Origin of the sequence: Mangrovicella endophytica, assembly GCF_002893625.1 — a bacterium.
GTDB classification, from domain to species: domain Bacteria; phylum Pseudomonadota; class Alphaproteobacteria; order Rhizobiales; family Rhizobiaceae; genus Mangrovicella; species Mangrovicella endophytica.
Map to the genome: position 1 here is coordinate 1,090,372 of NZ_PKMZ01000001.1, position 14,136 is coordinate 1,104,507.

Annotated in this window: 12 protein-coding genes; 3 read left to right on the forward strand and 9 right to left on the reverse strand. The window is 66.2% G+C overall.

What is annotated here, in order from left to right; all coding sequences use genetic code 11:
* Window positions 1-729: 729 nt before the first annotated feature.
* Window positions 730-1,578: a nucleoside triphosphate pyrophosphohydrolase gene (gene mazG, locus C0R46_RS04985; RefSeq protein ID WP_102958424.1), complete on the forward strand. Its 849-nt coding sequence runs from the start codon at window positions 730-732 to the stop codon at window positions 1,576-1,578.
* Window positions 1,579-1,610: 32 nt separating this feature from the next.
* Here mazG and hflX read toward each other — a convergent pair whose 3' ends face one another.
* The 7 genes from hflX to dusB all read right to left on the reverse strand — a co-directional run bounded on the left by hflX (window position 1,611) and on the right by dusB (window position 10,868).
* Complete coding sequence (hflX, locus tag C0R46_RS04990; RefSeq protein ID WP_245413406.1) at window positions 1,611-2,984, reverse strand: GTPase HflX; 1,374 nt, start codon at window positions 2,982-2,984, stop codon at window positions 1,611-1,613.
* Window positions 2,985-3,233 carry an RNA chaperone Hfq gene (gene hfq, locus C0R46_RS04995; RefSeq protein WP_102958425.1) on the reverse strand — a complete coding sequence of 83 codons (249 nt, stop codon included), beginning with the start codon at window positions 3,231-3,233 and terminating at the stop codon, window positions 2,985-2,987.
* A 265-nt stretch (window positions 3,234-3,498) separates the two neighbouring features.
* Window positions 3,499-4,860, reverse strand: a complete 1,362-nt coding sequence (gene ntrX, locus C0R46_RS05000) for a nitrogen assimilation response regulator NtrX (protein WP_102958426.1) — start codon at window positions 4,858-4,860, stop codon at window positions 3,499-3,501.
* The gene (locus C0R46_RS05005) at window positions 4,832-7,096 is read right to left on the reverse strand and encodes a sensor histidine kinase NtrY-like (protein ID WP_102958427.1); all 2,265 of its coding nucleotides are present in this window, start codon (window positions 7,094-7,096) and stop codon (window positions 4,832-4,834) included. The genes ntrX and C0R46_RS05005 overlap by 29 nt, the downstream gene beginning before the upstream one ends.
* Before the next feature lie 75 nt (window positions 7,097-7,171).
* Entirely contained in the window at window positions 7,172-8,617 is a 1,446-nt protein-coding gene (ntrC, locus tag C0R46_RS05010; RefSeq protein ID WP_102958428.1) for a nitrogen regulation protein NR(I), read from the reverse strand.
* On the reverse strand, window positions 8,617-9,768 hold the full coding sequence (locus C0R46_RS05015) for a two-component system sensor histidine kinase NtrB (protein ID WP_102958429.1): 1,152 nt from the start codon (window positions 9,766-9,768) through the stop codon (window positions 8,617-8,619). The genes ntrC and C0R46_RS05015 overlap by 1 nt, the downstream gene beginning before the upstream one ends.
* Before the next feature lie 2 nt (window positions 9,769-9,770).
* The gene (gene dusB / locus C0R46_RS05020) at window positions 9,771-10,868 is read right to left on the reverse strand and encodes a tRNA dihydrouridine synthase DusB (protein WP_102958430.1); all 1,098 of its coding nucleotides are present in this window, start codon (window positions 10,866-10,868) and stop codon (window positions 9,771-9,773) included.
* A gap of 103 nt (window positions 10,869-10,971) precedes the next feature.
* On the opposite strand from dusB, the gene C0R46_RS05025 reads away from it, so the two are divergent.
* Entirely contained in the window at window positions 10,972-12,156 is a 1,185-nt protein-coding gene (locus C0R46_RS05025; RefSeq protein WP_102958431.1) for a bifunctional 2-C-methyl-D-erythritol 4-phosphate cytidylyltransferase/2-C-methyl-D-erythritol 2,4-cyclodiphosphate synthase, read from the forward strand.
* On the forward strand, window positions 12,153-12,665 hold the full coding sequence (locus C0R46_RS05030; protein WP_280952997.1) for a CinA family protein: 513 nt from the start codon (window positions 12,153-12,155) through the stop codon (window positions 12,663-12,665). The genes C0R46_RS05025 and C0R46_RS05030 overlap by 4 nt, the downstream gene beginning before the upstream one ends.
* A gap of 3 nt (window positions 12,666-12,668) precedes the next feature.
* Here the strand turns inward: C0R46_RS05030 and C0R46_RS05035 are convergent, their stop codons facing one another.
* Both C0R46_RS05035 and lipA read right to left on the reverse strand, forming a co-directional pair.
* Entirely contained in the window at window positions 12,669-13,133 is a 465-nt protein-coding gene (locus C0R46_RS05035; protein ID WP_102958432.1) for a type II toxin-antitoxin system RatA family toxin, read from the reverse strand.
* A 13-nt stretch (window positions 13,134-13,146) separates the two neighbouring features.
* Window positions 13,147-14,118 (reverse strand): lipoyl synthase, encoded by a 972-nt coding sequence (gene lipA / locus C0R46_RS05040; protein WP_102958433.1) that lies wholly within the window; start codon window positions 14,116-14,118, stop codon window positions 13,147-13,149.
* Between the last annotated feature and the right edge of the window lie 18 nt (window positions 14,119-14,136).

Genomic DNA, 14,136 nt, shown 5'->3' on the forward strand with positions numbered 1-14,136 from the left:
ATCTCTACGATGACACCACGCAGCGGCGATCGCGGTCCAGCGGCAATGACGGCCGCGCCACGAACGCCGCACCACAGGCCGCGAGAAGCGCCACATCAGCCTGCGTCGAACGCCTGACCCTGAGGCGATTGTGCGAGCATCGATGCCACTCGACGCAAGCCGGCCAAGCGCCCGGACCGAGCACAGAACGCCGCTTGGAGCAGGTGCCGTCGCCAACGATCTCAACAAGGACGTCCAGCAGGATCAACGGCTTAGATCAGGCCATCTCTTCAGCACCATCACTAGTGCTGTAGTTCCATAATCTATCTTATGCCACTTTCATTTACCGGTCTGTAGATGACGTTTGGCTGCTCGTGGCCTTGCGGTGGTCCCTTCTCCGCAGATCTACGCCAATGGCACGGTGGCGATCCGGGCCGGATTCGCAACGCTATCGTCGGCGGCGCTCCAGCAAGGATCCGCCGGTCCCCTGGATGGCAGCTTCCTCAGCCGACCGAGTGTACGTTTGCGCGAATTCGTAGATGCCGACGAGCTGAAGCTTCGCCCGCTATGGGCTGCGGCGGGATCGACGTCGGCATATGGCGTCGCGTCTGCAGCTCGTCCGTCCATCCATCGGCGCCAGACCCTGCCCGCCGGCGCCAGGAGCCCGTGCTCCGACCACGGCCGGTCGGCGGCCGTTCCGCCGACCACTGGAAGCTGGCATAAGCGCCGGAGACATTCCGGAGATGCCAGATGCAGCCCGCCCGCGACGTTCAACGACTAATCGAGATCATGGCGGCGCTACGCGCGCCCGAGACTGGCTGCCCCTGGGATCTCGAGCAGGATTTTACGACGATCGCGCCGTACACGGTCGAGGAAGCCTATGAAGTCGCCGACGCGATCGAGCGCAACGATGCGGCGGATCTGCGTGAAGAGCTTGGCGACCTGCTGCTCCAGGTCGTCTACCACGCGCAGCTCGCGGCTGAGCGCGGTCTGTTCGGTTTCGAGGATGTGGTCGAGACCATCACGCGCAAGATGATCCGCCGCCACCCGCATGTCTTCGGCGACGAGACGGCGCGCAGCGCCCGCTCGGCCAAAGGTCAGTGGGAGCGCATCAAGGCCGAGGAAAAAGCCGAGAAAGCCGCGCTGCGGCGGAGCAGCGCCCGGCTGGACGGGAGAGCTGCCGGCACCGGACCCGCATTGGGTGAGCATCTATGGCTCGACGAGGTCCCCGGCGGTTTCCCGGCGTTGACGCTGGCGCTGAAGGTCCAGAAGCGCGCCGCGACGGTCGGGTTCGACTGGGACGATGCGGCACCGATCCTCGCGAAGATCCACGAGGAACTGGCGGAATTCGACGAGGCCGTGGAGAGCGGCGATGCTGATGCGAAGGAAGCCGAGCTCGGCGACGTGCTCTTCAGCATCGTCAATCTCGCACGTTTCCACGATGTCGACGCCGAGGCGGCACTGCGGCGATGCGTGCAGAAGTTCCGCACGCGCTTTGCCCATATCGAGCGCAGCCTGTGTGCCGCCGGCAGCAACCTGAAGGATGCGTCGCTGGACGAGATGGAGCGGCTGTGGGTGGAGGCGAAGGAACGCGGCTGATGCGCCCTCGCCGCCGGCCTGACCTCAGGTGCTCAATCGATCGATAAGCCGGGAAGCGCTTCCGCCTGGCGACGCAGCTCCGTCAAGGCCTGTGAGGTCACCTCGGCCGTTAGCCGAACCGTGCCGGTCTCGGTATCTTCGCGCGCCTTGACCGAGGCGTTCTCGTAGATCCACGGCAGCAGCGTCATGGCGTCGGCCGGCAGCTCGATCGTCACCGTGGTGAGATGTCCGCCAATGCGAGTCTCGATCTCGGCGAGCAGCGCGTCGATCCCTTGGCCGGTGACGGCCGATACCAGGAAGGCCGCCTGCCCGTCCGCGCGTGCCTGCGCCGCCGCCGTCAGATGCTCCAGGGCCGCCGGATCGAGCCGGTCGATCTTGTTCCAGACTTCGATGACGTGATCGCTGTCGGCCGGGTCGATGTCGAGGTCGGTCAGGATCTTGCGCACGTCCGCCGCCTGCGCCAGCGCGTCGGGATCGGCCATGTCGCGGACATGCAGGATCAGCTCCGCCTCGATCACCTCTTCCAGCGTCGCGCGGAAGGCGGCGACGAGGTGCGTCGGCAGATCGGAGATGAAGCCCACGGTGTCGGAGAGGATCGCCTCGGTGCCGTGCGGTAGGCTGATGCGCCGCAGCGTCGGATCGAGCGTCGCGAAGAGGAGATCCTGCGCCAGCACCCCCGCCCCTGTGATGGCGTTGAACAGCGTCGACTTGCCGGCATTGGTATAGCCGACCAGCGCGACCACCGGATGCGGAGCCTTCTTGCGCTTGGCGCGATGGAGCGTGCGGGTGCGCCGCACGGCCTCCAGCTCCTTCTCCAGCCGCTTGATACGCTCCTGGAGCTGGCGGCGGTCGGCCTCGATCTGCGTCTCGCCGGGACCACCGAGGAAGCCGGCGCCGCCGCGCTGGCGTTCGAGGTGGGTCCAGGAGCGGACGAGCCGGCCACGCTGATAGTTGAGGTGGGCGAGTTCGACCTGCAGCCGACCTTCCTTGGTGCGGGCGCGGCGGCCGAAGATCTCGAGGATCAGGCCGGTGCGGTCCAGCACCTTGGCGCCGAGCTCCTTCTCAAGATTTCGCTGCTGCACCGGCGTCAGCGGATGATCGAAGATGACGAGGCCGATCTCTTCGGCGGCAACGAGCCCCTTCAACTCCTCCAGCTTGCCAGAGCCGATCAGCGTCGCCGGCCGCGCCTTCGCAGTCGGGATGATGCCGCTGGCGACGATCTCGAGGTCGATGGCCGCCGCGAGGCCGAGTGCCTCCGTCAGCCGCTGCTCGTCGCCGCGCGTCGCCTCAGGGCTCTCGTCGGAGGAGCGCCCCTGCTTCAGGACCGGAAGGAAGACCCCTGCCCGGGTCGCGACCGTGCGATGCTCGATGGGGGCTCTGGGCCGCGACGCTTCGAATTCCGTCAATCAGGCGTTCCTATCTTCCTCGCCGCCTTCGTACATGTTCACGGGCTGCGACGGCATGATGGTGGAGATAGCGTGCTTGTAGACGAGCTGCGAGTGCCCGTCGCGGCGCAAAAGCACGCAGAAATTGTCGAAGGAGGTCACCACGCCCGTCAGCTTGACGCCGTTGACGAGGAAGATGGTGAGCGAGATCTTCTGCTTACGGACCGTGTTGAGGAAAAGATCCTGCAGGTTCTGCGTACGCTCGGCCATGCTGAACAGCCCTTTTCGGCTTTTGTTGGCGGCTCGCGGCGTATTGACCGACGCTCCGCATGGTTCGGGTCCTCTGAAGGACATCCACAAAACGATGCGCTAGCACTCTGCCCCCTGCCCGGCAACTGGCTGGCCCGACCACGATGAGACCAACAACAGCGCCGGCTCAGCTTCGATGCCGCCGCCAGCTGTCGCGATCGGCTTCGGCTTCCGCTTCCGCTTCCGCTTCCGCTTCGATGTAAACGCAGACGATCCGAAGCCGGCTCTAGATGCCGAGCGACTTCAGTTTGCGATGCAATGCCGAGCGCTCCATCCCGACGAACTCCGCCGTTCGCGAAATGTTGCCGCCGAAGCGATTGATCTGCGCGACGAGATACTCCTTCTCGAATACCTCGCGCGCATCGCGCAGCGGCAGAGCGAGGATCTGGCCGTTCGACTGGCTTGGCGTGCGCGGCAGCATGTCACCGACCTCATGCGGCAGCATGTCGGCCGAGATGGCCTCGTTGTCGTCCTCACGCGACAGGATCATCAGCCGCTCGACGTTGTTGCGCAGCTGCCGGATGTTGCCGGGCCAGTCGCTCGACTGCAGCACGGCCATCGCCTCGGCACTGATCTCCTTCGGGCGGATGCCGGTCTGCTCGCCGATCTGCTTCATGAAGGCCTCGATCAGCAGCGGAATGTCGGCGCGCCGATCCGCCAGCGGCGGCACCGCGATCGGCACCACTGCAAGCCGGTGGTAGAGATCCTCACGGAAGAGACCGTCGGCGATCATCGATTCAAGGTTCTGCGCGGTCGAGGAGATGATCCGCACGTCCACCTTGACGCGCTTCGTCCCGCCGACGCGCTCGAAGGTCTGCTCGGTCAACACGCGCAGGATCTTGTTCTGCGTCTCGCGCGGCATGTCGCCGACTTCATCGAGATAGAGGACGCCGCGATGGGCCTCCTCGAAGGCGCCCACCTTGCGCTCGACGCCCGGCGGCGTGTCGGTGCCGAACAGCTCGACCTCCATGCGGTCCGGCGTGATCGCGGCGGCGTTGAGCGCCACGAATGGGCCCTCGGCGCGCGGCGAGGCCGCATGGATGGCGCGCGCCACCATCTCCTTGCCGGAGCCGGAGGGCCCGAGGATCATCACGCGGCTGTTGGTCGGCGCGACGCGCTCGATCGTGGTGCGCAGCTGGTTCATCGGGTGCGACTTGCCGATCAGCTCGGCGAAGTCGGCCGAGCGGCGGCGCAGCTCCGACACCTCGCGCTTCAGCTTCGAGGTCTCCAGCGCCCGCTCGGCGACGAGGATCAGCCGGTCCGCCTTGAAGGGCTTCTCGATATAGTCGTAGGCGCCGCGCCGGATCGCCGAAACGGCCGTCTCGATGTTGCCGTGACCCGAAATCATCACCACCGGCACCTCGGGGTGCTGGGCCTTGATCACGTCGAGGAGGTCCAACCCGTCGAGGCTGCTGCCCTGTAGCCAGATGTCCAGGAAGACGAGCCGCGGCACGCGATCCGCGATCGCCTGCAGCGCTGCATCCGAGTTGCCCGCGGTCCGTGTCTCATGCCCCTCGTCTTCGAGGATGCCGGCCACAAGATCACGGATGTCGGTCTCGTCATCGATGATCAGGATGTCCGATGCCATCGGTGGTCCCCGTTCTGTCTGACACGTCGTTCAAATGCGGTCCGCTGGCCTCGCCGAGCGAGGCCGGTAGTGTGATGCGCACCATCGCGCCCTGCGGCTGATCAGGTGCATCCTCGAGGGCGATGGTGCCGCCATGGTCCTCGATGATCTTGCGCACGATGGCGAGGCCGAGCCCGGTGCCCTTCTCGCGCGTCGTCATATAGGGCTCGAGCAGCCGATCGCGATCCTCGCGCGGAAATCCGCGGCCATTGTCGATCACGTCGATGCGATGGACCTCGCCGACCGCCCGCGCGCGGATGATGATGCGCTTGTTCTCGACATCGGTCGCCTCGAGCGCCTCGACGGCGTTCTTGACGACATTGCCGAAGGCCTGCCCGAGCATGCGCATGTCGAAGGAGCCGGTTAGCGGCTCTTCACCAAGGTCGGCCACGATCTCGATGCCATGCCCACCCATCTCGCGCATGAAGACGGCCTCGCGCAGCGCCTCGCGAAGGTCGCGCGCCTCCATCTTCGGCTTCGGCATCCGCGCGAAGGTGGAGAATTCATCGACCATGCGGCCGATATCGGCCACCTGGCGCGTGATCGTGTCGACGCAGCGGTCGAAGACCTCCCGGTCGTTCTCGATCAGTTTGCCGTAGCGGCGGCGGATGCGCTCGGCCGACAGCTGGATCGGCGTCAGCGGGTTCTTGATTTCATGGGCGATGCGCCGGGCCACGTCTGCCCAGGCCGAGGAGCGCTGCGCATCGACGAGGTCGGTGATGTCGTCGATGGTGACGACGCTCGACTGATCCCCCTCGCTTCCGTCCTCGGAGGTGATGCGCACCGCCAGCACGCGCTCGCGGTCGCGGATGCGCAGCTTGATCTCTTCTTGATACTCGGCCCGATGCGAGATCGCAGCCGCCCGGTGGATCTTGGCGAGCGCCGGGAAGAGATCGGCCAGCTTGCGGCCCATCGCGGCCTGCGCATCGACCGCCAGGATCCGCTCGGCGGATGGATTGACGATGCTGATCATGCCATCGGAATCCACACCGATGACCCCGACGGTGACGCCGGAGAGAACCGCTTCGGTGAAGCGGCGACGCTCATCGATCACGTCCTTGGCGTCGATCAGCTCGGAGCGCTGGCTGCGCAGCTGCAGGATCATGTTGTTGAAGGTGTTCGACAGCGACCCGACATCGCCGTCCGAAATCCGCACCGGCACGGATACGGCGAGATTGCCTTCGCTCACCTCGTCGGCGGCCGAGATCAAGAGGCGGATCGGCCGCACCAGACGATCGGCGACGCCGATGCCGGTCCAGATCGCCGACAGAAGCACGATCAGGGTGATGCCGAGGTAAAGCAGCGCGAAAGCCACCTGCAGCCCGAACCGGTTCGCCTGCAGGCTGGAATATTCGGCCGAGCGCTCCTCCATCAGGCGCAGCGCCGCGAGCACCTCGGGATCGACCGCGCGCACCGTGTAGAGATAGGTGTTGTCGATCTCGCGCAGCTTGATGATGGCCCCGACGAGATTGGTGACGCCCGGCGGGATCAGCACGAAGGTGCCCTCGGACGCTTGCCGCAGCGCATCGTCCGGCGGCACCGGCAGCGGCTTCTCCAGCGGCAGTTCCGCGGCGAGGAACGGGGTGCCGTCGGTGCGCAGGAGCTGCGCGCCGATCAGCGAGCGGCCCCTCGCCTGCTGCGTCATGACGTTCTGGAACCCGGTGCGGTCGAGGTCGAAGAGCCGACGCTGCTGGTCGAGGTCATAGGCCATCGACAGGGTCGTGCCCTGCAGGTTGCGGGCGTTCTCGTTCACATAGGCCCGCGCGACGCTGATCGAAGAATCGACGATCGTACGCGTTCGGATTTCAAACCAGCGGTCGAGGCCGAGATCCAGGGTGATGCCGGCGACAATGGCGACGAGCAGCGCTGGCAGCGCCGCAACGATGCAGAACAGGACGACGATGCGCACATGCAGGCGCGAAGCCGCCTTGCCCTGCCGACGTGCCCTGACCATCCGCAGCACTTCGCGGCCGATCAGTCCACACAGAAGCAGCACGAAGGCGCCGTTGACGATCGACGCGACCGAGACAACCGTATCCGTCGGCGCGATCGGCGTGAGCCCCATCAGGACCACGAACGACACGGCGCCGGTGACCAGCGCGCCGGCCACGGCCAGGACACCCGGCACCAGCATGAAGCGGCGCCGGTCTGGCATCAGGGAAACGGGTGTGTCGGCGTGGATCGGCTGGCTCGTCATGCGTCGTATCGATTCGACTCCTCCGTTGCGAGTTTGCAACGGAATGTGGTCAAAATACAACGAATGGCGAAAAGATCAGCGGATCGAGCGCACCACCGAGATGTCGAGGTCGCGGATCTTCTTGCGCAGCGTGTTGCGGTTGACGCCGAGAAGATCGGCCGCCTTCACCTGATTGCCGCGGGTCGCCGCAAGGGCAGCCGCGATCAGCGGGTACTCCACCTCGCGCAGGATGCGCGTATGCAGTCCCGGCGGCGGCAGATCGTCGCCAAACGAGGTGAAATAGTCGGCGAGATACTTTTCCACCGAGGCGCTGAGGTCGATCTTCCGCCCCGGCTCCAGATCCGGCTCGGCACTGCGCGCCGACTCGCTGCTCAGCTCGTGCTCGATGATCTCCGCGGAGATCTCGTCCTGCGGATACAGGGCGCACAGGCGCCGGACGAGGTTCTCCAGTTCGCGGACATTGCCGGGCCAGGCATAGCGGCGCATCACGTTGAGCGCTCCTTGGCTCAGCGTCTTGCGCGGCAGGCCGTCCTTCTGCACCTGCGCGAAGAAGTGGCGGGCGAGGTCCGGCAGATCCTCAATGCGCTCGCGCAAAGGCGGCAGGCGCAGCGGCACGACGTTCAGCCGATAGAAGAGATCCTCGCGGAACAGGCCGCGGCCGATGAGCTGGCGCAGATCCTTGTTGGTCGCCGCGACGATGCGCACGTCGGTCGCGATCGGCGTGCGGCCGCCGACCACCGTATACTCGCCCTGCTGCAGCACGCGTAAGAGGCGCGTCTGCGCTTCCATCGGCATGTCGCCGATCTCGTCGAGGAACAGTGTGCCGCCCTCGGCCTGTTCGAAGCGGCCGCTGGCGCGTGACTGAGCACCTGTGAAGGCGCCCTTCTCGTGGCCGAACAGCTCGGACTCGATGAGGTCGCGCGGGATGGCGGCCATGTTGATGGCGACGAACGGACCCTTCCGGCGGCGGCCATAATCGTGCAGCGCCCGGGCCACCAGCTCCTTGCCGGTGCCGGACTCGCCGGTGATCGTCACCGTCAGGTCCGTCTGCATCATCCGCGCCAGGGCGCGGTAGATATCCTGCATGGCCGGCGAGCGGCCGACGAGCGGCATGTTGTCCTGCGCGTCGTCGGCGGGACCAGCCTTGGCGCTTGGCCGCGGCTCCGACAGCGCCCGTCGTGCGATGGCGACGAGCTCCGTCAGGTCGAACGGCTTCGGGATGTAATCGTAGGCGCCCTTTTCCGAGGCCATGATGGCCGTCATGAAGGTGTTCTGGGCGCTCATGACGACGACCGGCAGGTCCGGCCGCGTATTCTTGATGCGCGGCAGCGTATCGAACGCATTGCCGTCGGGCATCAGTACATCGGTGATGACGAGATCGCCCTCGCCCGCCGAGATCCAGCGCCACAAGGTCGCGATGTTGGACGTGACGCGCACTTCATAGCCGGCCCGCATCAGCGCCTGCGAGATGACCGTGCGAATGGCGGCATCGTCATCCGCAACGAGAATCTGCGGCGGCATCAGGCGTCCTTTCCGTAATGGCGGCCAGCCCGCCGCCGCTCTGCTTCGTCCGTGGCATCTCGCCAGGCCGGCATCAGCACGCGGAAGGTCGTGTGACCCGGTTGCGACTCGCATTCGATCACGCCGCCATGGTCGCCGATGATCTTGGCGACCAGCGCGAGGCCCAGGCCCGAGCCGCTGGGCTTGGTCGTGACGAAGGGGTCGAAGATGTTCTCGCGGATATCATCCGGCACGCCGCCGCCATTGTCCTCGACGAGGAATTCCAGCGGCAGCGTCACACGCGTCTTGGTGCCCGGCACCGACAGGCGAACGCCCGGACGGAACGCGGTCGACAGGCGGATCTCGCCGTCCTCACGGCCGGCGACGGCCTCGCTGGCGTTCTTCAGCAGGTTGAGGAACACCTGCACCAGCTGGTCGCGATTGCCGAACACCGGCGGGAGCGAGGGGTCGTAGAGCTCGGTGATCTTGATGCCGCGGGCAAAGCCGCTGCGCGCCAGCGTCTTCACGTGTTCCAGCACGGAATGGATGTTGACGCCTGAGCGTTCGATCGGCCGCTGGTCGGAGAACACTTCCATCCGGTCGACGAGTTTGACGATCCGGTCGCTCTCCTCCTGGATGAGGCGCGTCAGGACGCGGTCCTCGTCGCTCGCCGCGGTTTCCAGCAGCTGCGCGGCGCCCTTGATGCCCGACAGGGGATTGCGGATCTCGTGCGCCAGCATCGCCGCCAGGCCCGTCACCGTGCGCGCCGCGGAGCGATGCGTCAGCTGCCGGTCCATCTTGTCGGCGATGGAGCGCTGCTGGATCATGATCACCACCTCGTCCGACTGCTCCGGCATGGCCGAGACGTAGAGGTCGACGATCCGCTCGCCGCCGAGGCGCGGCGATGACAGGTCCACACGATATTCGCTGATGCGCGAGCGCTGCTCGCGCACCTGGTCGATTAGCGCGAAGAGCGGACTATCGGCTGGCACGAAGTCGCTGAGGCGTCGGCGTGCCAGATAGGACGCACCGGAGGAGAAGAACTGCTCGGCATCGGAGTTGGCGAAGACGAAGTGTCCCCCGGCGTCGATCACGATCACAGGATGCGGCAGGGCGTTCAGGATGCCCAGTTGTGCCTGAGCAGCGCTCGATGTCGTCGACAGGCTCGTCATGCTCAAGCCGCCTCGGCAAGAGGTGAGGAACGCAGGCTCGGCTCGACATCCGCCAGCGTCGCGGCGCCGAAGAGATCGCGCATGAGCGTACAAACCTCCGCCGGATCGCCGCAGGTCATCAGCCTGGCCCGATCGGCTCCGATGTCGGCACCGCTGCTGGCGGCCAGACGGTCCGCATACCAGCCGAGATGTTTGCGGGCATGGCGAAGCCCTTGGCCCACGCCATAATGATCCAGCATTGCTTCGTAATGTTCGGCGACGAGGTCGGCGAGGCTGCTGCGTGCGAGATCCGAGCGGCCGATCGCGCCGCCAGCGAGACCGCAGAGCCATGGGCGCCCCTGCGTCCCACGTCCGATCATCACGGCGTCGGCCCGACTGGCCGCCAGCATCGCCGGTGCGTCGGCGGGGTCACTCAGGTCGCCATTGGCGACGACGGGCACTGAAACCACCGCCTTAACCGCCGCAATAGCCGGCCAGTCGGCACGGCCTTCATAGAACTGGTCGCGGGTGCGCCCGTGGACGGTGATCATCCGGACGCCTGCCGCCTCAGCGCGCACCGCGATCTCCGCAGCGTTGAGATGGGCGCGATCCCAGCCAAGCCGCATCTTTAGCGTCACCGGCACGTTGCCCGCTCCGGCAACCGTCGCCTCAACGAGACGCAGCGCCAGCTCCGGCTCGCGCATCAGCGCCGAACCGGACAAGCCCCCCACGACCTTCTTGGCCGGGCAACCCATATTGATGTCGATGATGTCGGCGCCATCCTCGCGCAGACGCTCGGCCGCGAGCTTCATCCAGGCAGGGTCTCGACCCGCCAGCTGAACGATATGCAGGCCGTCACCATCACGCATGGCCCGCAGGGCACTTTCCGCGTCGCCGCGGACCAGCTCGCCGCTGGCGACCATCTCGGACACGACCGCACCAGCGCCGAATCGGCGCGCCAGCCGACGGAAGGGGACGTCGGAAATGCCGGAAAGCGGCGCTTGAAGAACACGGGTGGGCAGGACGACCGGGCCGACCGCCAGCGTTCCGGCAGGGGCTGCCGGCCTCTGCTCCGAGCGTAAATGTTGAGCAGAATTGCTGTGTGTCGATTCCTGCGCCATAGCAGCCGTACTCTATCGGTGCATGCTCAAAATACAAGCATGCTGCTCTTGCGAAATGCCGCTGCAATGGTTCATCCAAACGGCTGGCAGAAGAGAGGTTCGCATGTCCGAGCTGCGCATTGGCGCGATCGTCGTTGCGGGTGGTCGCGGCGAGCGTGCCGGCCCGTCCGCCCAAGGCCCTAAGCAGTATAGACATATCGGCGGACGGCCGGTGATCCGGCGCACCGTCGAGGGCCTTCTGGCTTTGCCGGAAATCGATCGGATCGTCGTCGTCATCCATCGCGACGATAGCGCCCGCCTTGCGGACGCATTGGAGGAATGCAGCCGGTGCATCACTGTCGCGCATGGCGGCAGGGAGCGGCAGGACTCCGTCAGAGCCGGACTCGCCGCGCTCGGCAGCACGGCCCCTGACCTCGTGCTGATCCATGATGCCGTGCGGCCGTTTGCATCGGCCAGACTCATCCGCCGCGTCATCGCTGCGACGGACAAAGCCACCGGAGCCATCCCTGCCCTTCCAGTGACGGACACGCTGAAGCGCAGCTCGGCGCGCGGCGAGGTCGACGCCACGGTTTCGCGCGAGCGGCTCTACGCCGTGCAGACTCCCCAGGCGTTTCCTTATGCCTTGCTGCTTGAGCTTCATGCCGAGGCGGCCGCCGCGGGGGTCACCGTTACCGACGATGCCGGCGTCTTCGAGTGGGGTCAGAGGCCTGTCCGCATCGTCGAAGGCGAAGCCGAGAACGTGAAGCTTACCACAGCGAGGGACATCGCCATGGCAGACGAACGCCTCAGTGCGGGGCGCATCGATGTGCGCACCGGCAACGGCTATGACGTGCATCAGCTGGTCGAAGGTGATCACGTCACCCTGTGCGGCATCCACATTCCGCACGACCAGCGGCTGGCCGGCCACTCCGATGCCGACGTCGGGCTGCATGCGCTGACTGATGCGCTGCTCGCCACCTGCGGGGCCGGCGATATCGGCGACCACTTCCCGCCGTCCGACCCGCGGTGGAAGGGCGCCGCCTCGCACATCTTCGTCGAAAAGGCGGTGGAGATCATCGCGGCAAAGGGCGGCCGGATCATGAATGCCGATATCTCGCTGATCTGCGAGGCGCCGAAGATCGCCCCGCACCGGATGGCGATGCGCGAGGCGATCGCCGCCATGACCGGCCTCGACCTCGACCGCGTCTCGGTGAAGGCCACCACCAACGAGACGATCGGCTTTGTCGGGCGGCGCGAGGGCATCGCGGCCATCGCCACCGCCAGCGTCATCTATGGAGACGGTCAGTGAGCGCCGCCGTTACGACAGCCAGCAGCATCGAGGCGGCGGCCACCGAAATCATCGCGGCCTATACGGCGGCAGGCCTCATGATTGCCACGGCCGAGTCCTGCACGGGCGGCCTCGTCGCGGCGGCGCTCACCGACGTGCCCGGCTCCTCCGCCGTGCTGGAGCGCGGCTTCGTCACCTATTCTAATGCGGCCAAGGCCGATTGCCTCGGCGTCGATCCCGCTGTTCTCGCGAGCGCCGGTGCCGTTTCGGAGATTGTGGCACGGCAGATGGCGGAGGGAACGCTGCGCGCGTCACAGGCCGATGTCGCGGTCTCGATCACCGGCATTGCAGGGCCCGGCGGCGGTTCCGTTGAGAAGCCTGTCGGCCTCGTTCATTTCGGCTGTGCCCGGCGGGGAGGCGCCACGGTTCATCGTGAGGAGCGCTTCGGCGATCTCGGCCGGCCCGAGATCAGGCAGGCCGCCGTGGCGGTCGCCCTAGGCCTCCTGCGGGACGCGCTTGAGGCGAATTAGGCCCTATACGGCAGCCGCCGGGCGCCCATAGACCTCGTCGGCCCGATTCTCGAAGGCATCCGCGAAGCGGCGGAAGGCGAAATCGAACATCGATCCCATCAGGAGGCCGAGGGTGCGGCTCTTGAATTCGTAATCGATGAAGAAGCGGACGTCACAGGCGCCCTCGCCCGCCGGCTCGAAGCTCCAGCGGTTGTCGAGATACTTGAACGGCCCGTTGATATAGGCGACGTCGATCTGCCGCTCGGCCGGCTTCAGCAGCACCTGCGAGGTGAAGCTCTCGCGGACCATCTTGTAGGCCACCGTCATGTCGGCGACGAGCAGCGTCTTGCCCTCACGCTCCTGGCGGGAGCGGATTGACAGGCGCTGGCAGAGCGGCACGAACTGCGGATAGCTCTCGATGTCAGCCACAAGGGCGAACATCTGGTCCGGCGCGTGAGCCACACGCCGCGTCGTCTCGTATTTGGGCATGCGGACGCGCGCCTCAGGCCGCGGTCTGGCGGGCGAGACGCGCCGCCTTCAGCCGCTCGAAATCCTCGCCCGCATGGTGCGACGAGCGGGTCAGCGGGCTCGAGGCGACGACAAGGAAGCCCTTGGTCAGCGCGACCGTTTCGAAGGACTTGAACTCCTCGGGCGTGACATAGCGCTTCACCGGATGATGCTTCTTCGTCGGCTGCAGGTACTGGCCGATGGTGAGGAAGTCGACATCGGCGGTGCGCAGGTCGTCCATCAGCTGCAGCACCTCGTTCCGCTCTTCGCCGAGGCCGACCATGATGCCGGACTTGGTGAAGATGCTCGGATCGATCTCCTTCACCCGCTGCAAGAGCCGGATCGAGTGGAAATAGCGGGCGCCCGGGCGCACCGTTAGATAATTCGACGGCACCGTCTCCAGATTGTGGTTGAAGACGTCCGGCCGGGCCGCGACCACCTGCTCGAGCGCGCCCGGTTTGCGCAGGAAGTCCGGCGTCAGGATCTCGATGGTCGTCAGCGGCGCGGCGGCGCGAATGGCGCGAATGGTCTCGACGAAGTGGCGCGCGCCGCCATCGGCCAGATCGTCGCGGTCGACCGATGTGATGACGACGTGGTTGAGGCCCATCTTGGCGACAGCGCGGGCAACGCTTGCCGGCTCGTCGGGATCGAGCGCGTTCGGACGGCCCGTCGCGACGTTGCAGAAGGCACAGGCGCGCGTACAGATGCCGCCCATGATCATGAAGGTCGCGTGTTTCTTGTCCCAGCAGCCGCCGATATTGGGGCAGCCGGCCTCCTCGCAGACCGTCACCAGCTTGTTGGAACGGACGATCTCGTGCGTTTCGGAGTAATTGCTCGATACCGGCGCCCGGACGCGGATCCAGTCGGGCTTCGGGAGCTGCTCCGTGTCCGGCCGGTGGGCCTTTTCCGGATGGCGGAGCCGGGGCTGAGCCCCGGCGCCAGGACGTGTGTCGAGAACGGTGACCATAGGGCGTATTTACGTGCC